The sequence below is a fragment of the Micromonospora sp. H61 genome, from assembly GCF_018070325.1.
Taxonomy (GTDB): Bacteria; Actinomycetota; Actinomycetes; order Mycobacteriales; family Micromonosporaceae; genus Micromonospora; species Micromonospora salmantinae.
Genome location: NZ_JAGPXY010000006.1, coordinates 36,000 through 58,046 on the forward strand (window position 1 = coordinate 36,000; position 22,047 = coordinate 58,046).

The window sequence follows — 22,047 nt, forward strand, 5'->3', positions numbered from 1 at the left end:
TTGATGCACCGGTACGGGCGGTGGTTCACGCGACCGGGGCGGCACCTCTGCCCACCATCGGTGCACCCGCCCCTCCTCCTCAAGTCGTAAGTGCATTGCCGTCTCACGCCAGATGGCTCGGGGCGATCGCTCGAACAGGCTTGTCCCAAGGCATCGGGTGACGCCGTACGGACCTGCTCCGGACACCCGTTCGCCAGGAAAGGCACTGGCAGACGATGCGCTCTCTCTCCCATCTCGCCACCGATTCACCCCGACCCGCCCGGCCGGTCGTCCGACTCGGCGCGGTGCTGGCGACCGCTGTCGTCATCGCCGTGGGCGCCGCCGGCTGCGGCGCGCCCCAGCACGAACCCGCACCGCACATCGACGCTCCGGCGGCACCCGTCGCAGCGAGCGGGGCGAGTTCCGCCCTGAACGGCGCCGACGTCAACGCCTGGCTCGACGGCCTGCTGCCGGCCGCGCTCGACCGCACCGGCATCGCGGGAGCCACTGTCGCCGTCGTGAACAACGGCAAGATCCTCACGACCCGGGGGTACGGGTACGCCGACACCGGCGCCGGCGGCAACGCGGCCGTACCGGTCGACCCGGACCGGCATCTGTTCCGGATGGGATCGGTGTCGAAGCTCGTCACCGCCACCGCGGTACTGCAACTCGTGCAGGACGGGAAGCTCGACCTCGACACCGACGTCAAGACGTACCTCGACTTCGAACTGCCGCTGCGCTACGAGCGGGCCGTCACCCTGCGGCACCTGCTGACGCACACCGCCGGCTTCGAGGAGCGGATCGCCGGCCTCATCGGCACCGACGCCGGCGACCTCAACCTGCGCAAGGCCCTGATGACCGACCCACCGGAGCAGATCTACCAGCCCGGCACCGTCCCCGCGTACTCCAACTACAGCAACGCGCTCGCCGGCTACATCGTCGAACGCGTCAGCGGGACGCGCTTCGAGGAGTACGTCCAACGCAACGTCCTGGACCGCGCGGGCATGCCGTCGTCGACCTTCGAGCAGCCCCTCCCGGCGGCGCTGCGCGACCGGATGTCCAACGGGTACGACACCTCCGCCGGGCCTGCCGCGCCGTTCGAGATCGTCGGCACGCCCCCGCCCGGTGCGCTGAGCGCCCCGGCGACGGACATGGCGCGATTCATGCTCGCCCAGCTCGGCGAGCCGGTGGGCATCGGACCCCTGCTGGACCAACCGACCCGTGAGCTGATGCAGCGGCCGGCGCTCGACGCGACGTCGTTGGGCACGCTGGCCGACGGGCCCCGGATGACCCTCGGATTCTTCGCCGAGGACCGCAACGGCCACCGGATCCTCGGCCACGGCGGCGACACCAAGTACTTCCACTCCCACCTGCAGATCTACCCCGACGACCGGGCCGGCATCTTCCTGTCCCTCAACAGCAACGGCTCCGGCGCCCTCGACAGCCACGAGCTTCGCGAGTCGATCGTGAACGGCTTCGCCGACCGCTACTTCCCCGCCCGCGACGACCAGCCGACCGTCGGCGTGGACCCGGCGACCACCGCCACGCACGCCGCGCTGGCCGCCGGCACGTACGGGTCCTCGCGAGCGATCGGGAGCAACTTCCTGACGGCGATCGGCCTGGTCGGTCGGACCACTGTCAGCGTCGCCGACGGTAACCGGTTGCTGCTGGCGCCGGGCCCGCTGTCGGACTCCCCCGCCCTGTACGAGGAGGTGGCGCCCTGGGTCTGGCGCGAGGTCGGCGGGCAGCGCACGATCGCCATGCGGGCCACCGACGACCGGGTCGAGGCGATCAGTTTCGACTCCGCGTTCGCGTTGCTGCCCGTCGAGCCCGCCCGCGCCTGGGCAGTGGCCGTTCCGGTACTGGCCCTGTCGACAGTCGTGCTGCTGCTCGCCGTCCTGTCCTGGCCGGTCGGCGCGATCGTCCGCCGTCGACTCGGTCGCGCTCCCCGGGAGCGGGCGGGGCGCACCGCGCGGATCCTGAGCCGTCTCGCCGTCGCCGGCACGCTGCTCGCGTTCGCCGGTTGGGTGCTGAGCGTCGGCAGCATCATGAGCCTCCAGGACGTTCCCGGGCCCGTCCTGCGCACCATTCAGGTGCTGCAACTGGTCGGTCTGCTCGGAGTGCTGCCCGCCGCGGTGCGGCTGGTCGACGACGTGCGACGCCACGTCGGCTGGCGGCGGGTCACCGGCAGCGGCCTGATCCTGTCGGCTCTCGCCGGCGCGGGCTGGTTCGCCGTGGAGTTCCAGCTGCTCGCGCCTAGCATCTCCTACTGACCCGCCCGACCCGGGACGATCCGGAGCAAGGACGCGCACCGCATGAGGGACCACACGGACACCGAAATCGGCACACGACGACTGACGAAGTGGCTCGACGGCCGGCTCACCCGGCTCGGGGTGACCGGAGTGTTCCTCCGGGACTGCCTGCTGGCCGCGGTGCTGACCGTCCTGACGTTCGTACTGCTCACCACGCTGTTCTGGTTCGTGGCACCGGAGGACGGGGTGTCGTTCGACCCGGCGCGGGCCTGGCTGCTCGTCGCCATCTGCTGCGCGCAGGCGATGCTGCTGTGCCTGCGTCGGGTCCGGCCACTGCTCTGCCTCGCACTCGTCGTCGGCCTCCAACTGCCCATCATCGGCTTCTCCCTGCCCGAGGCGACCATCCGGGGCCTCGCACCGTTCGTCGTGGCGTACACCGTCGGGTCGTTGCTGCCGGTTCGCCGTGCGCTGCTGGCCGTCGGCGCTGTCGTGGTGGTGGAGTCGATCGGGGCGGCCGTCGTGGTGACCCCGGATCTGCTGACAGCCATCGCGTACGTCTCGGCGAGCGCCCTGACCTACGCCAGCGCGACCTTCGTCGGCGGCTACGTGGCCACCTACCGGCGCTACGTGGAGTTGGTCCGGGTGCGGGCGGACGAGGCGATCCGGGAGCAGCGCACGAAGGTCCAGGCGGCGATCGGCGCGGAGCGTTCCCGGATGGCCCGGGAGTTGCACGACGTGGCCGCGCACCACCTCTCCGGCATGGTCGTGCAGGCGGCGGCGGTCGAGCGGCTGATCGACCGGGACCCGGCAGCCGCGAAGGCCGGTGTGGCCTGGATCCGTAGCCAGGGCAAGGAGACCCTGGACAACCTGCGGCTGGTCGTCGGTGTGCTGCGCGGCAGGCCCGGGCACGAGAGTGGCGACGGTGCCGCTCCGGTGCCCGGACTGGGCATGCTCGACGACCTCGTTCACACCGCGGGCAACCTCGCCGGCCCGGTGGAGTTCGTCCGGGAGGGCGAGCAGCGCGAGGTGCCACCGATCGCCGACGTCGCGCTCTACCGGATCGCGCAGGAGTCGCTCAGCAACGCCCGCCAGCACGCCCCGGGCGCTGCGGCGCGGGTGGTGCTCCGCTTCGAACCCCGCTCGGTGTCGCTGGAGGTCGTGAACGAACCCGCCGCGCCGCGACGCGTACCGGCGGCGCGGACCGGTGGCGTCGGCCTGGTGGGCATGCGCGAGCGCGCCCAGCTGATCGGGGCGACGTTCACCGCCGGCCCGACGGCGGCCGGTGGCTGGTCGGTCGCCGCGACCCTCCCGACGAACGGTCCCGCCGCATCCCGGTCGAAGGAAGAGGCACCAGCATGATCAGAGTGATGCTCGTCGACGATCAGGCCGTCGTCCGCGCCGGCTTCCGCGTCATCCTGGAGCAGTCCGGCGAGATCGAGGTCGTGGCGGAGGCGTCGAACGGATCCGCCGCCGTCGAGCTGGCCCGCCGGCTGCAACCGGACGTCATCTGCATGGACGTCCGGATGCCGCACGGTGACGGGCTCACCGCGACCCGGCAGATCGTCGCCGAGGCGACCGGGACGCCGCCCGCGGTGCTGGTCGTGACGACCTTCGACCTCGACGAGTACGTCTTCGGCGCGTTGGAGTCGGGCGCCAGCGGGTTCATCCTCAAGGACTGTGAGCCGGAGGAGCTGATCGAGGCGATCCGTCGCCTGGCGAGCGGGTACGGGCTCGTCGACCAGGCCGTCACCCGTCGGGTGATCTCGGAGTTCGCCAGGCGTACGCCCGCTCCCCGCTCGGACGCGGCGGCGGCGCACCAGCTGACCGCGCGGGAGACCGAGATCGTGGAGTTGCTCGCGCAGGGCCTGTCGAACGTCGAGATCGCCGAGCAGCTCTTCATCGAGACCAGCACCGTCAAGTCGCACCTCGGGCGCGCCATGGCCAAGATCGGCGCACGGGATCGGCTACAGACTGTCGTGTGGGCGTACCAGAACGGGGTGGTCCACCGGTGACAGCGACCCTGCTCCCCTGCCTGGTGGCGGTAGGTTCACCCCCGGTCGAGAGTGGACATCGCCAGAGTACGATCCGGACGTACCGCTGTGGTGACCTCCAGTTGACGACCCCTCGATAGGAGCCAGGCATGGCCGGCCCGGACCCCGAACTCGCCGCGAAGCTTCAGCCCGACGTGCCGCACGCGGCACGGATCTGGAACTACTGGATGGGCGGCAAGGACAACTTCCAGTCCGACCGGGCGGCCGGCGACGCTGTCGCCGAGGTCTACCCGGAGATCGTCCTGATGGCGCAGCAGTCGCGCGTGTTCCTGGTGCGGGCCGTGCGTTACCTCGCGGCCGACGCGGGCATCCGGCAGTTCCTGGACATCGGCACCGGCCTGCCCACCATGCAGAACACGCACGCGGTCGCCCAGGGTGTCGCGCCCGACTCGCGGATCGTCTACGTGGACAACGACCCGATGGTGCTGGTGCACGCGCGGGCACTGCTGGCCAGCACGACGTCGGAGGGTGTCACCACCTACGTCCCGGCCGACTACCACGACCCGGAGAAGATCCTCGCCGAGGCGGCGCAGACGCTCGACTTCGACCAGCCCATCGCCGTGATGTACATGGGCGTGATGGGTTACGAGCCCGACCTGGACGTGGTGCGCTCGATCGTCGGGCGCACGATGGACGCGGTGCCGTCCGGCTCGCACCTGGTGCTCTGGGACGGCACCAACACCAGCCCGTCGGTGGTCTCCGGCGCTGACCGGCTGGCGCAGAGCGGCGGCGTTCCGTACATCCTGCGCAGCCCGGAGGAGCTTGAGAGCTGCTTCGACGGGCTGACGATGGTGGAGCCGGGCCTGGTGCCGATCCCGCTGTGGCGACCGGAGGACTCCGACGCTGTCGGGATCGACGCCTACGGCGCTGTGGCCCGCAAGCCCTGACCGACACGACGTCCGCCCCGCTCCCGCCATCGCGCCGGAGCGGGGCGGACGTCGTTCACCGCGCGCACGTCAGGGTCAGGCCGTCCGGCACCGCGCTGGTCGTCACGAGCAGACCGAACGTGGTAGCCCCGTCCAGTGCCAACGTCCCGTTGTAGGAGGCGTTGCGAACGGTGACGTCGGAGCCGGCCGTCTCGGCCACCCCACCCCAGGCCGTCTGGACCTGCTCGTCACCGGACCACCGCCAGGAGACACGCCACTGGTCCAGCGGAAGCGTCCCGGTGTTGCGGACCGTGACCGTCGCGACGAAGCCGCCGCCCCAGCGGGCATCGATCGTGGCCGTCGCGCGGCACGAGGTCAGCGAGGCGGTCCGGGCCGAGGCGATCACGTACGGGTCCCGTCGGCCCTCGGCGTCGGTGAACCGGTACCAGTACTCGGTGTCGGGAGTGAGCCGGTCGATGGTCACCGAGCCGTTGCGCTCCGGCCCGGAGACGCCCTCGGCGACCGCCGCCCGCCACTGTTGGGCGTCCTCACGGCTGGTGAAGAGGCTGACGGTCATCGGCGGGTCGTAGCCGCAGGGTGGGCGGAAGAAGATGAAGTACGAGATGGTCAGGCTCGTGGTGGTGGTCCCGGTCACGCTGGCGCTGATCGGTATCGCTGGTGGGCAGGCCGGCGTCGGTGTCGCGGACGGCGTCGGCGCGGGTGTCGCTTCGGCGGCGCTGGTCGTTCCGGTCCAGGCGGCCAGCGCCATGGTCGTGACAGCGAGGAACATGCGAAGCATCGGAACCTCCGTGGTCGGTGCGCGCTGGCTCCCCGAGCACGACCGAACCACAGCATGGCAGTCGGTTGGCATCGATACAAGGCGATCCCGATCCCGTCGAACATCGTCCGCCTTCTGGTCGCCGCGGCGACACCCACCTGGTGCCCGAATCCCGAATGATCCATTGTGGTCTATCCATTCGGACACGGGAGCACACCATGCTCGACGCAAGCAGCACGACCCGGCGACCCCGGGGAGTGAGGGCACTGATCGCGGCAGGCGCGGCGGCGGTGTTGGCGGCCGCCGCGCTGGCCGCGCCAACCCCCGCCGATGCCGCCGTCAGCCGGGCCGAGCTGGCCCTCCGCTGGGCGCCCGTCCACTACCAGGACGTCGATGCCACCGGCAGCCACGCCCTGAGCGGTCAGTCGGACTACCTCACCCGGGTCGACTTCGACGGCGACCTGGACGGACGCGACAACTGGGACCGGGCTGGCCAGACAGGCGCCGCACTCGCCGCGCACGTGTACTACTCCGTCGTCGAGACAAGCACCCACTGGTACATCACGTACTTCTTCTTCCACCCCCGCGACTGGACCGACCACCCGTTCTTCGAGACCGAACACGAGAACGACGGTGAGGGCGCGCTGTTCGCGATCGAGCGCGACGGCTCCACGTACGGCGTTCTCCGCTCGGCTGTCACGGTCGCGCACAGCGACTTCTTCTCCTACACGCCGGCCGGCAGCACCTGGACCAGCGGCGGGGAGAGCATCGACGGCACCCTGCGGTTCCAGGCGTCACCGCACGACAGTTTCCAGCACCCGGTCACGGCGCAGGAGGCACAGGGCCACGGCCTCAAGGCACACCCGCAGTACGACATCAACGGCGACGGCCTGGTCTACTACCCGTCGACCGTCGCCGAGACGCCGAGCAGCAGCAACGACCGCGACGTGCGGTATCAGCTGATCGACATCTTCGCCGCCGGCGGCCTGTGGGCGCAGCGGTCCAACGCGAGCCTCTTCGCCAGCCTGGGCACGTTCGCCGGGGACACGTCCGGCGACTGCGGCGTCGGCACCTGGAGCTGTTCGACCAACTCGGCCAACGCGCCCTGGGGCTGGGACGACGGCAACGACGCCCCAGCGCGTGGCGAGATCGCCAGCGATCCGGCGAAACTGTCGGCCGCGTACTTCACCGTGCCGGCCGGTCTGGCCCGCACCTACGGCTACAACCCGTACGCCGGCGCGGCGGCGGCGCTCGCCGAGGCGGCGCGGACGGCTCCGCCGACCGTCGACTGATCTCTTCGTCTCCCCGGGGGCGGGCCGTCCTGGCCCGTCACCGGAGAGACGAACCGACCCGCACCCGGTCGCTCTCGTTGTCGGAGAGGAAGGACGCCAGGGCCTGCCCCTGCTCGGTCACGGCGGCCCGGTCAGCTCGGGAGAAGCCGCGCAGTGGGTCGACGGTCACCGTGCCCGACTCGACGGTCCAGGTCGCCGCGACCCGGCCGTCGACAAGTACCACGCGCTCGCCGGCCACCGAGAGGAGACGGTGCGCGTCGTCGATGATCCGGCTGCGGTCGTCGTAGCCGAGGATCGCGTTGTCGAACGCCGGCAGGAACCGCACCGGGGCCGGTGTCTCCGGATCGGGGCGGGGCGCGTCGGGGAGGTCGATCAGCTTCCGGCCACGCTCGTCGCGGAAGGTCACCAACTCGTCCCTCATGGCGGTCACCGCGGCGGGCAGCCCGGCGAGGCCGCACCAGGCCCGCAGGTCGGCCGTGGCCGCCGGGCCGAACGCGGCCAGATAGCGGCGTACGAGCAGTTGGCCGACCGGATCGGCGCCCGCCACGGTCGGCGGGGCGACCTCGCGGCCGAGCCACGCGGAGAGCAGGACGTAGCGCGCGCCCCCCTTCGCCCGCCACACCCCACGTGGCGGCAGCTGTGTCATCGGGAGCAGCGCGACAGCGATCTCGCCCAGCGCCCGCAGCCCCGGCGTCGGCCAGCGCTCGCTGAGCGCCCGCCCGATCTCGGGCATCGAGCGGGGCTCACCGTCGGCCACCACCGCCCGCGCCGCAGCGGCGAGTTCGTCGAGGTCCACCCCGGCGAGCTCGCCGCGGTAGACCCCGAGCACGCGTTGGCGCACCATGCCGTCGTGACGGGGGCGCCAGGCCACTGCGTCGTCGGCGACGAGCAGGTGGACGGTGCGGCGCATGAGGTGGGTACGCACCACGTGTCGCTGGGTCAGCAGGGTCGAGAGCACCGTCGGGTCGAACGCGCGCAGCCGCGACCACAGCCCGATGAACGGCTCCTGCGGCTCCTGGGCCTGTAGGCCACCGAGGTGGGCGACGGCGTCGAGCGGCGGCAGGTCGGCCCGGTCGAGCAGCAGTTGACGGGCGAGCGTCGCGCGGTTGAGCGCCCGGGTGTCGAGAACGGTCATCGGGTCCCTTCGGTCGACCTCATTGTCCGACCGGGGCCGACAGTCTGGGTGCCCGGCGTCTCGGGTACGCGAACTCGCCCCGTCCGGTGATGACACCGGACGGGGCGAATTCGAATGGGGACACCGATCAGTGCTTGCCCACGAAGATGCCGATGCCGTTGGCGACCAGACGCTCCGTACCGTCGGACGGGCTGTTGCGGGCGGTGGCCGCGGTCTGGCCCGGCTCGCGAACGGCGACGGTGCTCGACCCGCCGCCGTCGAGGTTCACGGCGGCGTCCGCGCCGAACGAGCGCATCAGGTCGGCCAGTTCGGCGATCGTGAACCCGGCGCTGGCCGCGCGAACGAGCCGTACGTGACGCCGGGGGCGAGCTGCGCGGTCGAGGTGATGGTGATCGGGGTGCCCGTCGCGGGTACGGTGGCGGTCGCGGCGTGGGCGACGCCGGCCGGCGTGACGAGCGCGGTGAGTCCCGCCGCGAGCAGCAGCGCCAGACGTGGGCGCACGAGGTGCAGTGCCCTCATTGCCGCTCCTTTCCTGGTGCGTTCCTGGCCTGGGCCGGGATGGTCGAGCCGGGCCGGCGGTTGACCGGGCCGGCGATGATCTTCCTGGTCAGCCGATCATCCGGACGTGAACCGCCCGCACCGTCTTGATCAACTGCCGAAGTGGCCGGATCGGGTCAGCACGTCTCCGGGTGTGCCAAAAAGTTTTGTGCATTTCCTACAACTGAGGGACGGTGGGTTCGGTGGTTGCGCCATAGCGCTGGCCGCCGCCACGCGGAAAGGTGATCACTGCTGGGAGCCGTCGTCTCCCGGCACGCAGGTCGAGGTCTAGCTAAGGGGTTCTTCGGGTGTTCAACCGTGTCGCCATCGTCAACCGTGGTGAAGCTGCCATGCGGCTCATCCACGCGGTCCGCGAGCTGGCCGCGGAGACCGGCATCCAGCTCGAAACCGTGGCTCTCTACACCGATGTCGACCGAAACGCCACATTTGTCCGTGAAGCGGACATTGCCTACGATCTCGGCCCGGCGTCCGCCCGCCCGTACCTCAACCTGGCGGTGCTGGAGCGCGCCCTGACCGAGACCGGTGCCGACGCCGCGTGGGTCGGCTGGGGCTTCGTCGCCGAGGATCCGGCGTTCGCCGAGCTGTGCGAGAAGATCGGCGTCACCTTCGTCGGGCCGAGCGCGGACGCCATGCGCCAACTCGGCGACAAGATCGGCTCGAAGCTGATCGCCGAGGAGGTCGGCGTGCCGGTCGCGCCGTGGAGCCGCGGCGCCGTCGAGACCCTCGCCGCCGCCCGGGCCTCGGCAGCCGAGGTCGGCTACCCGCTGATGCTGAAGGCGACCGCCGGCGGCGGCGGGCGCGGCATCCGCGTGATCAGGAACGAAGCCGAGCTGGTCGACGCGTACGAGCGCACCAGCCAGGAAGCGGCACGGGCGTTCGGCAGCGGCATCGTGTTCCTGGAGCGCCTGGTCACCGGGGCTCGGCACGTCGAGGTCCAGGTGATCGCCGACGGGCAGGGCACCGCGTGGGCGCTCGGTGTCCGCGACTGCTCGGTGCAACGACGCAACCAGAAGGTCATCGAGGAGTCGGCGTCGCCGGTGCTCGACCCGGCGCAGGCCGCCGAGCTGAAGACGTCGGCCGAGCGCCTCGCCGTGGCTGTCGGTTACCGAGGCGCGGCGACCGTCGAGTTCCTCTACCACCCCGGGGACCGGTTGTTCGCCTTCCTCGAGGTCAACACCCGCCTCCAGGTCGAGCACCCGATCACCGAGCTGACCACCGGGTTCGACCTGGTCAAGGCGCAGCTGCACGTCGCCGCCGGCGGGCGACTCGAAGGTGCGCCGCCGGCCGAGCGCGGGCACGCCATCGAGGCGCGGCTCAACGCCGAGGACCCCGACCGCGACTTCGCCCCGTCCCCCGGCCGCATCGCCCGGCTGGACCTGCCCAGCGGCCCCGGCATCCGGGTGGACACCGGCGTCAGCGAGGGTGACACCATCCCTGCCGACTTCGACTCGATGATCGCGAAGATCATCGCGTACGGCCGTGACCGCGACGAGGCGCTCGGCAGGCTGCGCCGGGCGATGGCGAACACCACGGTGATCATTGAAGGTGGGGCGACGAACAAGAGCTTCGTGCTCGACCTGCTCGACCAGCCCGAGGTCATCGACGCCAGCGCGGACACCGGCTGGATCGACCGCGTCCGCGGCGAGGGCCGCCTCGTCACCCACCGTCACTCCGCTGTCGCCCTGGCCGCCGCCGCCATCGAGGCGTACGAGGAGGAGGAGCGCGTCGAGCGGCAGCGGCTGCTGTCGACGGCGGCCGGCGGGCGCCCGCAGGTGCAGCACGCCAGCGGCCGACCGTTGGACCTCAAGCTTCGCGGCGTCAGCTACCGCACCCGGGTGGGACGGGTCGGCGCGCACCGGTTCCGGGTCGGCATCGAGACCGGCCCCGTCGTGCGCACCGCCGACGTCGAGCTCGACCGCTTCGACCGGCACACCGGGCAGATCGTCGTCAACGGCATCCGCTACCGCCTGCTCACCGGCACGTACGGGCCGACCCACCTGGTCGAGGTGGACGGCGTGACGCACCGGGTCAGCCGGGACGAGGGTGGCGTCCTGCGTTCCCCGATGCCCGCGCTGGTCGTCGCCACACCGCTGGAGGTCGGCGCGGAGGTCGAGGCGGGCGCGCCGGTGCTGGTGCTGGAAGCGATGAAGATGGAGACGGTGCTGCGGGCGCCGTTCAAGGCGCGGCTCAAGGAGTGCGCCGTGTCGGTGGGCAGCCAGGTGGAGGCCGGCGCGCCGCTGCTACGCCTGGAGCCGCTCGCGGACGACGCCGAGGAGACCGCTGACGACCCGAGCACCGAGACCGTCGAACTGGACCTGCCCACCGCCACCGCGGACATCCCGGCGTACGAGCGCAGCAGGCGCGGCCAGGAGGACCTGCGGGGTCTGCTGCTCGGCTTCGACGTCGACCCGCACGACGACCGCCGGGTGCTCGACGACTACCTCACCGCGCGGCGGACGGCCACCGAAGCCGGTCAGCGGCCCCTGGCCGCCGAACTCGACCTCATCGAGGTGTTCGCCGATCTCGCCGAACTGAGCCGCAACCGGCCGACCGGCGAGGACGGCGGCGCCGCCCACGTGCACAGCGCCCGGGAGTACTTCCACACCTACCTGCAGAGCCTCGACGTCGAGCGGGCCGGGCTGCCGGACGCCTTCCAGACCAGGCTCGGAAAGGCGCTCGGCCGGTACGGCGTCACCGACCTGGACCGCACCCCCGCCCTCGAAGCCGCCGTCTTCCGGATCTTCCTCGCCCAGCAGCGCGCCTCCGCGGACGCACAGGTCATCGCGGCGCTGCTGCGCGCATGGCTGCGGGAGACCCCGCCGGACGAGACGCTGCGCGAGCCGGTCGGCCTCGCGCTGGAGCGGCTGATCGCCGCGACGCAGGTCCGCTTCCCAGTGGTCGCGGACCTCGCCCGCGGCGTGGTGTTCGCCTGGTTCGCCCAGCCACTGCTGCGCCGCAACCGCGCCCGCGTCTACGCCGAGGTCCGTGGGCACCTGCGGCACCTCGACGCGCACCCGGACGCCCCGGACCGCGGCGAGCGCGTCGCCGAGATGGTGCGCAGCACCGAGCCGCTGGTCCGGCTGCTCGGCCAGCGGCTCGTCCGCGACCACCTCGACAACGCGGTCATGTTGGAGGTGCTGACCCGGCGGTACTACGGCAACCGGTCGCTCACCAGCGTGCGTACCCGCGAGGTCGCGGGCTGCACGTTCGTGGTCGCCGAGCGCGCCGACTCCAGCGTGGTCTCCGCCGCGGTCAGCTTCGACGCGCTGGGCAGCGCCCTGCGCGGGCTGGCCGAGCTGGCCACCGGCGAGGACGCCGTGGACGCCGACATCTACCTCGGCTGGGAGAACCAGCCGGAGGACTTCGACGCGATGGCTGCCGCGCTGGCCGAGGTCATCGCCGCGCACCCGCTGCCACCCCAGGTCCGTCGGGTCACCACCACAGTCGCGGGTCGCGGCGGAGCGGTGATGCACCACCACTTCACCTTCCGCCCGTCGGGCGCCCAGTTGACCGAGGACCGGCTGATCCGTGGGCTGCACCCGTACATCGCGCAGCGCATGCAGCTGGAGCGGCTGCACAAGTTCGACCTGACCCGGCTGCCGTCGTCGGACGAGGAGGTCTACCTCTTCCAGTGCGTGGCCCGGGAGAACCGGGCCGACGAGCGCCTCGTCGCGTTCGCCCAGGTGCGTGACCTGACCGAGCTTCGCGAGCAGGACGGCCGCCTGGTCGCGCTGCCGACGACCGAGGACGCCATCGCCGCCTGCCTCGACTCGATCCGCCGCGCCCAGTCGCGGCGGCCGTCGAAGACGCGCTTCAACACCAACCGCATCGTGGTCTACGTGTGGCCGCCGAGCGAGCTGACCCGCGAGGAGATGGAGATGATCGCCGGGCGGGTCCGCCCGACGACCGCGGGCGCCGGCCTGGAGGAGATCCTGTTCATCGCGCGCCAGCGCGACCGCCGGACCGGCGAGCTGACCAGGATCGCCGTACGGATCTCGTTCGACGCCGCGGGCGGCGCCGAACTGGCCGTCGGGGAGCCGCCGGTCGAGCCGCTCGAGCCGCTCGACGAGTACCGGCTCAAGGTGCTGCGGGCCAGCAGCCGCAACACCGTGTACCCGTACGAGCTGACCGGCCGCCTCGGCGCCTTCGTCGAGCACGACCTCGACGACGACCACGTGTTGGTGCCGGTGGACCGGCCGAAGGGCCGCAACAGCGCCGCCATCGTCGCCGGAGTCGTCACGACGCCGACCGAGCGCTACCCCCAGGGTGTCACCCGGGTGGTGCTGCTCGGCGACCCGACGAAGTCGCTGGGTGCCCTGTCGGAGCCGGAGTGCCGGCGCGTGATCGCCGCACTGGACCTGGCCGAGCGGATGCAGGTGCCGCTGGAGTGGTGGGCGCTGTCCGCCGGGGCCCGGATCTCGATGACCTCCGGTACGGAGAACATGGACTGGGTGGCAGCGGCGCTCAAGCGGATCGTCGAGTTCACCCAGGCCGGCGGTGAGATCAACATCGTGGTCGCGGGCATCAACGTCGGCGCGCAGCCGTACTGGAACGCCGAGGCGACGATGCTCATGCACACCAAGGGCATCCTGGTGATGACGCCCGACTCGGCGATGGTGCTCACCGGCAAGCAGTCGCTCGACTTCTCCGGTGGTGTGTCGGCTGAGGACAACTTCGGCATCGGCGGCTACGACCGGGTGATGGGGCCGAACGGGCAGGCGCAGTACTGGGCGCCGAACCTGACGGCCGCGCGGGACGTGGTGATGGCGCACTACGACCACACGTACGTCGCGCCCGGCGAGGACGCGCCCCGGCGGGCGGTCACCACCGACCCGGTCGACCGCGACATCTCCGGCTTCCCGCACGACGTGGCGGGCAGCTCCTTCGCCACCGTCGGGGAGATCTTCTCCGTCGAGTCCAACCCGGACCGCAAGAAGCCGTTCGACATCCGTACGGTGATGCGGGCCCTCTCCGACCAGGACCACCCGGTGCTGGAGCGCTGGGCCGGCATGGCGGACGCGGACACCGCCGTCGTGCAGGACGTCCACCTCGGTGGCATCCCGGTCTGCCTGCTCGGCATCGAGTCCCGGTCGGTGCCCCGGCACGGCTTCCCGCCCACCGACGGCCCGGACACCTACACGGCGGGCACGCTGTTCCCCCGCTCGTCGAAGAAGGCCGCGCGGGCGATCAACGCGGCCAGCGGCAACCGGCCGCTCGTCGTGCTGGCGAACCTGTCCGGCTTCGACGGCTCGCCGGAGTCGATGCGCAAGCTGCAACTGGAGTACGGCGCCGAGATCGGCCGGGCGATCGTGAACTTCCGGGGGCCCATCGTCTTCTGCGTCATCTCGCGCTACCACGGCGGTGCGTTCGTGGTGTTCTCGAAGGCGCTGAACCCGAACATGACGGTGCTGGCGCTGGAGGGCTCGTTCGCCTCGGTGCTCGGTGGCGCACCCGCCGCCGCTGTGGTGTTCTCCGCCGACGTCAACGCTCGTACGGCTGCCGACCCGCGGGTGCGGGACCTGGAGACCCGCACGGCCGCCTCGGCCGGCACCGAACGCGCGGCGCTGACCGCGGAGCTCGACGAGCTGCGCTCGTCGGTGCGCGCGGAGAAACTCAGCGAGGTGGCCGCGGAGTTCGACAGGGTGCACAACATCCACCGCGCCGTCGAGGTCGGCTCGGTTGACGCCGTCATCCGCGCCGCCGAGCTGCGTCCGCGCATCATCGAGACCATCGAGGCCCGCCTGGGGTAGAGCGGTCGATACGCCCGCACCACGTCAGCGCCACCGGTCTGCGGCCGGTGGCGCTGACCGTTCGGGTGGCGCCCTGCTGCGAGGTCCGGCTGAGCGCTGCGTTCAGCGCGACGGCGGTGTCCGAGCCGGGGTGCCGCTGCAGCCCTCGGGTCAGGTGGCGTGTCGAAGCAGTTCGTGAAGGAGCGTGACGACCTCGTCGGGGGCGAGGTCCATGGCGTTCTCACCGACGCTCACCTCAAACGAGCACCGGTCCGGATCCGGCGCGGAGCGTACGCGGCCGAACAGCTCCACCCCGTCGGCGGCGAGCAGGGCGTCGGCGGCCCGCGTCGCGGCGTCCGGACCGATCGGAAGGTGGACGTGGAACAGGGGCGTCTGCGGCGGGTCCGGGAAGGCGCGGGCAGTCCCGTCGGCGTTGATGGCCGCCGCGATCGCCACCGCGTGCTCCCGGTGCGCCGGCAGCCGGGGCAGCAGGGTGTCCAGGCCGTGCATCGCGGTGAGCGCCAACGGCCAGGCGTCGTAGACGTCGCCGCCGAGCCGTCGGCGCCACACCCGGGCCTCGGCCACCAGGGCGGCGTCTCCGGCGAGCGCGGCACCGCCGACGCCTTGCAGTCCCTTGTAGAACGAGACGTACCCGCTGTCGAACAGCGCGACGATCTCGGCGAACGGACGCGCATAGTACGTCTGCGCCTCCCACAGGCGCGCACCGTCGAGGTGGATGGCCGCGCCGCGCTCACGCATCGCTGCGGTCTGGGCGACGAGGTCGTCCCACTCCGGCAGCAGCCCCCCGACGTCGCGTTGCGGCAGCTCCCAGACCACCGCCGCGAGCGGTTCGGCGACGGCGGCGAGATCGGTCAGGGTCATCAACCGGTGGCGGTCGCCGACGGGCTGGAAGCGCAGCCCGTGCACCACGGCGTACCCCTGTTGCTCCCAGACCTCCAGGTGACACTGCGGATGGGCGGCGAAGGCCCGCCGGCCGCGCCGGTCGGCGTGGATGCGCACTGCCACCTGCTGCGCCATCGTCCCGGTCGGGAAGAACAGGGCTTCGTCAGTGCCGAGCAGGGATGCCACGCGGCGTTCGAGGGCGGCCACCGGCCCGTCCGGTCCGTTCGGCGGCGTGGCCGGGTCGACCTGGGCCAGCATCGACCGCAGCAGGTCGTACGGCCGACGGCGCAGCTCCGAGTGCAGAAAGAGGGAACGCCGCACACTCATGGCGGCAGTATCCACCCTCAGCCGGTTCGTCGCCCGTGGCTCGGGTCGGTGTCGGCCTGCCAGGCGGCGACGAGATCCTCGCGCGCCCGGGCGACCCGGGAACGGATCGTGCCGACGGGGCACTGGCAGACGTCCGCCGCCTCGGCGTAGGACAGGCCGAGCACCTGGGTGGCGACGAACGCCTCGCGGCGCTCCGGGGTCAGTCCGGCGATCAACCGGTGCAGGGTCACACCCTCGTCGGCACCGGCGGTGATCGCACCGGCGGCCTCGGCAGCCGCCTGCCAGTCCGGCACCGACGCCAGCCTCGGCCGGGCCACCGCCGTCCGGACGTGATCCACGGCAACGCGCCGGGCGATGGTGAACACCCAGGTACGGGCCGACGATCGGCCGGCGAAGCCGGGCAGGTTCCGGATCGCCCGCAGGAACGTCTCCTGGGTCAGGTCGTCGGCCTCTCCCGGCCCGGCCAGGTGCGACAGGAACCGCCAGACCTGGTCCTGCAGTGCCCGGATGAACGCCGTGGCGGCCTGCCGGTCACCCTGGCCCGCCTCCCGCGCCCACCGGGTCACCTGGTCGTCGTCAGCGACGCCGTTCCGCACAGACCACCGTCCTGTGTGCCACGGGCGCTCCTTCATGCCGAGAGGTCGTCGTCGGAACGCCGCCGGTCGGCCGCGCACTCTGGTGGTCGCCGGCCGGTCCGGAAAAGTTCCCGAGGTTCCACGTTTCGACTGATCTCGCGGATGTCCGAGGTGACGGGAACCGGTGCCGCTCAGCTCGCGACGGGCTGGTCCGCGCTCTCGCGTTCTCGCGGGACCACGGGGTCGGGCATGCTCCACGAGCGCCACAGCGTGCTGTACCCGCCCCCGGCCCTGAGCAGTTCGGCGTGCGTGCCGTGCTCGGCGACGCGCCCCTGGTCGAGGACGACGATGCGGTCCGCGGTGGCCGCCTGGCTGAGTCGGTGGGCGACGATCAGCGTGGTACGGCCCTCGGTGGCCGCCACTGCGGCGCGGTCGAGGTCGCGCGCGCCCGCGCTGCCCGCCTCGGCGGTGGCCTCGTCGAGGACCGCGACGGCCGGATCGGCGAGGACGAGGCGGGCCAGGGCGAGCTGCTGGGCCTGGGCCGAGGTGAGCTGCCGCCCACCCTCCCCACCGCCGTGGTGAGGCCGTCCGGCAGGGTCCGCACCCACTCGGTGGCGCCGACGAGGTCGAGGGCGGCGGCGATCTCGGCGTCGGTGGCATCCGGGTCGGCGAGGCGCAGGTCGTCGGCGAGCGGCCCGGCGAAGACGTGCACCTCCTGGCTGATCAGGGCGATCTCGCGACGGAGGCGGTGCTCGCCGAGCTGTGTCAGTGGCACGCCGCGCAGGGTAACCGCGCCGTCGGTGGGCACGATGATGCCCGCGATGATGCCGGCGAGGGTGCTCTTGCCCGCGCCGCTCGCGCCGACCAGGGCGACGCGCTCCCCGGGTGCGAGACGCAGGCCGATGTCCCGCAGCACCACCGGCCCGTCGTCGTAACGGTGCTGCCCGACGGTCACCTCCAGGGCCGCCGGTGCGCCCCGATCATGGCGGGTGGGCTCGGTGCCGGCGGGGGCCGCGGTGTCGGGCAGGGTGGTGACCCCGACGAGTCGGGCCAGGCTGGCCCCGGCCTGCAACACCGAGTCCGACTCGAACAGCAGCAGGCCGATGGGGTTGAAGAGGCGGTGGAAGTAGAGGGCGGCAGTGGTGGCGGCGCCGACGGTGGCCAGGTCACCGCGGACCAGCAGGAAGCCGGCGAGCAGCACGGCGGCGAGCCCCACGAACTCGGAGCGGTTGATGCGCAGCCCGAAGCGGGTGTAGAGACCGAAGATCTCCAGCGACAGGTCGCGGGCGACGCCGGAGCGCTCCGCGATCCGCGCGACGTGGGCGTCCTCCATCCGGTAGGCGCGCACTGTGGCCGCGCCCCGCAGCGCCTCGGCCGTCGCCTGCGCGCGCTCGCCCGTCGCCACCCGCTCGCGGGCGTAGTACGGCACCGAACGCTTCAGGTACCAGCGCAGCGCCACCGCGTACGCCGGGGCCGCGACCAACCCGGCGATGCCGAGCCGCCAGTCGAGGGCGAACAGCCCTGCCGCGGTCAGCACGACAGACAGCAGCGCGCCGAGGAAGGCAGGACCGCTGGTGGCGATCACGTTCGTCACCACTGCCACGTCGTCGCCGGCACGGGCCACCAGGTCCCCGGTCCCGGCCCGTTCCAGGGTGGCCGAGGGCAGGTGCAGGGCCCGGTCGAGGACCCGCTCCCGGAGTCGGGCCAGCACGGTCTCGCCGAGACGCGCGGCGACCGCCGCTCCGACCGCGGTGAGGAGCCCCGCGAGCACGGCGGCGCCGGCGATCACGCCGGCCCAGGCGATCACCCGGGGCGTGTCGGTCCCGGCGATGACGTCGTCGACGAGGCGCCCGAGGACCCAGGGCGCGACCAGCCCGGTCGCGGCGGCGGCGATCAGCAACGTGCCGGCGACGGCGCTGAGCCCCGGCAGGAGCGCCAGCTCGGTACGGAGGGCGGCCCAGGTCTGCCGGCCGGTGGCCGTCGGCAGCAGGTGCCGGGTGATCGGCTCGGACGTCATCGCAGGGTTTCCTCCCGGTAGCGGGCGTCGCTGGCGAGCAACAGCTCGTGCGGACCCTCGGCGACGATCCGTCCCCGGTCGATCACCGCGACCCGGTCGGTGATCCGCAGCAGCGCCGGGCTGGTGGTGATCAGCACCGTGCCGCGGGTGCCCGCCCCGCGCGCCTCGGCCAGCCTGGTGGCGAGCAACCCCTCGGTCACCGCGTCGACAGCGGTGGTGGGGTTGTGCAGCACCAGCACCGGCGGGTCGGCGACCAGTGCCCTCGCCAGCCCGATCCGCTGCCGCTGCCCACCGGAGAGGTTCGCCCCGCGTTCGGTGAGCAGGCGGTCGAACCCGTGCGGGTGCGCGGCGAGCACGTCCTCGGCCGCGGCGGCCCGCACTGCGGCACGCAGCACCTCGTCATCGACGGAGGCGCCGGCGCTGAGGTTGGCGCGCAGCGTCCCCTCGAACAGCGCCACGTCATGCTGCTCGACCAGGACCACGGCGCGCGCGGCGTCGATGTGCAGCTCGTCGGCGGGCACGCCGTCGACGCGGACGGTGCCCTGGTGGTCCGCGCGGGGCACCCGGCCGGCCAGCAGAGCGACCAGCGCCTCGGCCTCGCTCGGGTCGTAGGCGAGCACGCCCAGGATCTCACCGGCGCGAACGCGCAGGCTGACGTCGTCGAGGCCCGCGTACGAGACCCCGTCGAGGGCGAGCCGGGACGGACTCGGGGCGGGCGGCCCGGCGTCACCCGGCTGGACGACCGGCGCGGCGCCGAGGACCCGGGCGACCCGCCCCGCGGAGGCTCGGGCCATGGCGAACAACTGGACGCAGTACCCGAGCGTCTGCACCGGCTCGGCGATGAACTGGGCCAGCCCGACCACGGCGACGAGCTCGCCGATGGTGAGCTGGCCCTGAAGGGCGAGCCAGCCGGCGACTCCGGCGACCGTCGCGAGGAAGAGGCCGTTGACAGTGGTGGTGAGCCCGAGGTGCAGGCCCTTTGTGGTGGCGGCGCGCAGGGTGACGTCGAGCGCGTGCCGGCTGGCTCCCGCGTACCGGCGGGCGGCGTGGTCCTGTGCGCCGATGCCGCGCAGCACGCGCAGGCCGCTGACGAGGTCGACGGCGAGGGCGGTCGTGGCGGCGAGCGCCTCCTGTTGCGACGTGCTGCGCCGGGTGAGCAGCGGCGCCATCCGCTGGAGGGCGACGACCAGCAGGGGTACGCCGATGAGCACCCCGAGGCCGAGAGGGATGTCGACGACGAGCAGCGCGACGGCCGCGACCACGATGGCGGTGAGCGCCGCGGCGGTGAGTCCCGCGACCCGCACGACGAGCGCGGACAGCTCGGCGTCGGAGGCCGTCACGGACAGCAGTTCGCCGTCGCGCATGCCCGACCGCCGTCCGCGCGGGTCGAGGGCGCTGCTGACGATCTCGACCCGGGTGGCGTGCGCCTCGTGTTCGACGGCGGCGAACGCCAGTCGTGCGCCGGCCCGGTAGGCGAAGGCGAGCACTGTGAACAGGGCGGCCAGGCCGGCCAGCGAGAGCAGCAGGGCGCTGACGTCCCCGGTGGCCACCGCACGGTCGATGATCACGCCGATGGCGACCGGGACGAGGGCTTCGGTGGCCTGGTGGGTGCAGAGCAGCGCGATGCCGGCGGCCACCCGGGCGCGCTGTCGACGCAGCGCGCGACGGAGCACCACGCCACCGGTGGTCTCGGCGACTGTCATGCTCGGATCGATGAGGGCACGGCGACAGACTCCACTACATTAGGGCAGGCTAACCTAACATGCCCCCGAAGTGGGATCGGACGCGCGGTCCCGGCGCTCCCCCACCGGCACCGAAGCGGGCAGACCGAGACCCTTGACGGCCGCCGCGACCAGGGCTTCCGGGGGCAGCGAGACATCGAGGACGAGCACCGACTCGTCCGGCTCGGCCGGTTCCAGCGTGGCGAGCTGCGACTCCAGCAGACTGGCCGGCATGTAGTGCCCCTCGCGCCGGGCCAATCGGGCTCGGATGACCTCCGCCGGCCCGTCCAGGTGCACGAAGTCCACCCGGAGCGGGCCCTGACGCAGCACGTCCCGGTACGACCGCTTCAACGCCGAGCAGGCCAGCACCGTCGAGCGGCCCTCCGCGCCGCGATCGGCGATCCACCCTGCGATGTCCCGCAGCCACGGCCACCGGGTGGTGTCGTCCAGCGGTACGCCCGAGCGCATCCGCGCCACGTTCTGCGGGGAGTGGAACTCGTCCGCCTCGGCGAACGTCAGCCCCGTCGCCGCGCCGATCCCACGCGCCACAGTGGTCTTGCCGGCCCCGGAGACGCCCATCACCACGACATGCCGGGTGGGCCGGGCGCCGCGCCGTTCACCAGTCATGAACCGTGCCGTCCTTGAGCCGGTTGAACGGCAGGTACGCCGGCTCGTACGGGAACCGGGCCGCCGCCTCCTCGTCGAGTTCCACCCCGAGCCCCGGTTGGTCGCCCGGGTGCAGGTAGCCGTCGGTGAAGGTGAACGACTGCCGGAACACCTCGTTGGCCAGCGGGGTGTGCTTCATGTACTCCTGGATCCCGAAGTTGTGGATGGCCAGGTCCAGGTGCAGCGCCGCGGCCATGCCCACCGGGGAGATGTCGGTGGGACCGTGAATGCCGGACTTGATCTGGTACTGGGCGGCGAAGTCGAGCAGCTTGCGCATGGCGGTGATGCCGCCGGTGTGGGTGACCGCGGACCGGACGTAGTCGATCAACTGCTCCCGGATCAGGGTCTGGTAGTCCCAGACGGTGTTGAAGACCTCACCGATGGCCAGCGGGGTGATGGTGTGCTGGCGGACCAGCCGCAGCGCCTCCTGGTTCTCGGCCGGGGTGCAGTCCTCCAGCCAGAACAGGTCGTACGGTTCGAGAGCCTTGCCGAGCTTGGCGGCCTGGATCGGGGTCATCCGGTGGTGACCGTCGTGCAGCAGCGGCAACTCCGGGCCGAACTCGCCGCGTACCGCCTCGAAGACCGACGGCAGGTGGCGCAGGTACGCGCGGGTGTCCCAGTCCTCCTCGGCGGGCAGCGGGGTGCGCTGCGCGGGCTCGTAGTCGTAGCGCTGGCCGGTGGCGCTGGGTTGCGCGGCCACACCGTAGACCGCGTTGATCCCCGGCACCGCGGTCTGCACCCGGATCGACCGGAAGCCCTCGTCGAGGTGGCGGCGGATCGAGTCGAACAGCTCGGGGATGTCCCGCCCCGACGCGTGCCCGTACGCCATGATGCCGGTGCGCGACGCGCCGCCCAGCAGTTGGTAGAGCGGCATGCCGGCGGCCTTGGCCAAGATGTCCCAGAGCGCGACGTCCACCGCGGCGATGGCCGCCATGGTGACCGGGCCCCGCCGCCAGTACGCCGAGCGGTACAGGAACTGCCAGGTGTCCTCGATCCGGTGCGGGTCCCGTCCCATCAGCAGCGGGGCGACGTGGTCGCGCAGGTACGAGGCGACGGAGAGCTCGCGGCCGTTGAGCGTGGCGTCGCCCAGACCGGTGATGCCCTCATCAGTGGTGATCTTGAGGGTGACGAAGTTCCGGTCGGGGCTGGTCACGATGATGTCTGCTGCGACGATCTTCACGGGGTGCCTTTCGTTCTC

Annotated in this window: 15 protein-coding genes and 1 pseudogene; 6 read left to right on the forward strand and 10 right to left on the reverse strand. The window is 72.3% G+C overall.

From position 1 onward, the window contains the following. Positions 1-215 precede the first annotated feature (215 nt). The 4 genes from KBX08_RS05410 to KBX08_RS05425 all read left to right on the forward strand — a co-directional run bounded on the left by KBX08_RS05410 (position 216) and on the right by KBX08_RS05425 (position 5,169). Complete coding sequence (locus KBX08_RS05410; protein ID WP_210781442.1) at positions 216-2,252, forward strand: serine hydrolase; 2,037 nt, start codon at positions 216-218, stop codon at positions 2,250-2,252. Between the two features lie 42 nt (positions 2,253-2,294). Then, the gene (locus KBX08_RS05415; RefSeq protein ID WP_210781443.1) at positions 2,295-3,590 is read left to right on the forward strand and encodes a sensor histidine kinase; all 1,296 of its coding nucleotides are present in this window, start codon (positions 2,295-2,297) and stop codon (positions 3,588-3,590) included. Further along, positions 3,587-4,243 (forward strand): response regulator transcription factor, encoded by a 657-nt coding sequence (locus KBX08_RS05420; protein ID WP_210781444.1) that lies wholly within the window; start codon positions 3,587-3,589, stop codon positions 4,241-4,243. The genes KBX08_RS05415 and KBX08_RS05420 overlap by 4 nt, the downstream gene beginning before the upstream one ends. A 128-nt stretch (positions 4,244-4,371) precedes the next feature. Next, the gene (locus KBX08_RS05425; RefSeq protein ID WP_210781445.1) at positions 4,372-5,169 is read left to right on the forward strand and encodes an SAM-dependent methyltransferase; all 798 of its coding nucleotides are present in this window, start codon (positions 4,372-4,374) and stop codon (positions 5,167-5,169) included. Positions 5,170-5,224: 55 nt separating this feature from the next. Here KBX08_RS05425 and KBX08_RS05430 read toward each other — a convergent pair whose 3' ends face one another. Then, positions 5,225-5,947 (reverse strand): cellulose binding domain-containing protein, encoded by a 723-nt coding sequence (locus KBX08_RS05430; protein ID WP_210781446.1) that lies wholly within the window; start codon positions 5,945-5,947, stop codon positions 5,225-5,227. A 197-nt stretch (positions 5,948-6,144) separates the two neighbouring features. Between KBX08_RS05430 and KBX08_RS05435 the strand changes: the two genes are divergently transcribed. Next, a complete protein-coding gene (locus tag KBX08_RS05435) occupies positions 6,145-7,218 on the forward strand; it encodes a hypothetical protein (RefSeq protein WP_210781447.1) in 1,074 nt (357 codons plus the stop codon). Positions 7,219-7,255: 37 nt separating this feature from the next. On the opposite strand, the gene KBX08_RS05440 is transcribed toward KBX08_RS05435, so the two are convergent. The 3 genes from KBX08_RS05440 to KBX08_RS05450 all read right to left on the reverse strand — a co-directional run bounded on the left by KBX08_RS05440 (position 7,256) and on the right by KBX08_RS05450 (position 8,872). Continuing rightward, positions 7,256-8,353 (reverse strand): winged helix DNA-binding domain-containing protein, encoded by a 1,098-nt coding sequence (locus tag KBX08_RS05440; RefSeq protein WP_210781448.1) that lies wholly within the window; start codon positions 8,351-8,353, stop codon positions 7,256-7,258. Between the two features lie 127 nt (positions 8,354-8,480). Next, the gene (locus KBX08_RS05445) at positions 8,481-8,648 is read right to left on the reverse strand and encodes a phosphodiester glycosidase family protein (RefSeq protein WP_210781449.1); all 168 of its coding nucleotides are present in this window, start codon (positions 8,646-8,648) and stop codon (positions 8,481-8,483) included. Further along, the gene (locus tag KBX08_RS05450; RefSeq protein WP_210781450.1) at positions 8,648-8,872 is read right to left on the reverse strand and encodes a hypothetical protein; all 225 of its coding nucleotides are present in this window, start codon (positions 8,870-8,872) and stop codon (positions 8,648-8,650) included. The genes KBX08_RS05445 and KBX08_RS05450 overlap by 1 nt, the downstream gene beginning before the upstream one ends. 326 nt (positions 8,873-9,198) lie before the next feature. On the opposite strand from KBX08_RS05450, the gene KBX08_RS05455 reads away from it, so the two are divergent. Next, positions 9,199-14,661 (forward strand): carboxyl transferase domain-containing protein, encoded by a 5,463-nt coding sequence (locus KBX08_RS05455; protein ID WP_210781451.1) that lies wholly within the window; start codon positions 9,199-9,201, stop codon positions 14,659-14,661. Between the two features lie 150 nt (positions 14,662-14,811). Here KBX08_RS05455 and KBX08_RS05460 read toward each other — a convergent pair whose 3' ends face one another. The 6 genes and pseudogenes from KBX08_RS05460 to manD form a co-directional block, all read right to left on the reverse strand. After that, complete coding sequence (locus KBX08_RS05460) at positions 14,812-15,870, reverse strand: low specificity L-threonine aldolase (protein WP_210781452.1); 1,059 nt, start codon at positions 15,868-15,870, stop codon at positions 14,812-14,814. 17 nt (positions 15,871-15,887) lie between these two features. Then, entirely contained in the window at positions 15,888-16,466 is a 579-nt protein-coding gene (locus KBX08_RS05465) for a sigma-70 family RNA polymerase sigma factor (RefSeq protein ID WP_238689976.1), read from the reverse strand. Positions 16,467-16,636: 170 nt separating this feature from the next. Continuing rightward, positions 16,637-18,462, reverse strand: a pseudogene (locus tag KBX08_RS05470) (ABC transporter ATP-binding protein). Beyond that, positions 18,459-20,165: an ABC transporter ATP-binding protein gene (locus KBX08_RS05475; protein WP_210781454.1), complete on the reverse strand. Its 1,707-nt coding sequence runs from the start codon at positions 20,163-20,165 to the stop codon at positions 18,459-18,461. Before KBX08_RS05475 ends, KBX08_RS05470 begins: the two are co-directional and overlap by 4 nt. A gap of 54 nt (positions 20,166-20,219) precedes the next feature. Further along, on the reverse strand, positions 20,220-20,810 hold the full coding sequence (locus KBX08_RS05480) for a gluconokinase (RefSeq protein ID WP_210781455.1): 591 nt from the start codon (positions 20,808-20,810) through the stop codon (positions 20,220-20,222). After that, complete coding sequence (gene manD / locus KBX08_RS05485) at positions 20,800-22,029, reverse strand: D-mannonate dehydratase ManD (protein ID WP_210781456.1); 1,230 nt, start codon at positions 22,027-22,029, stop codon at positions 20,800-20,802. The genes KBX08_RS05480 and manD overlap by 11 nt, the downstream gene beginning before the upstream one ends. Positions 22,030-22,047 lie beyond the last annotated feature (18 nt).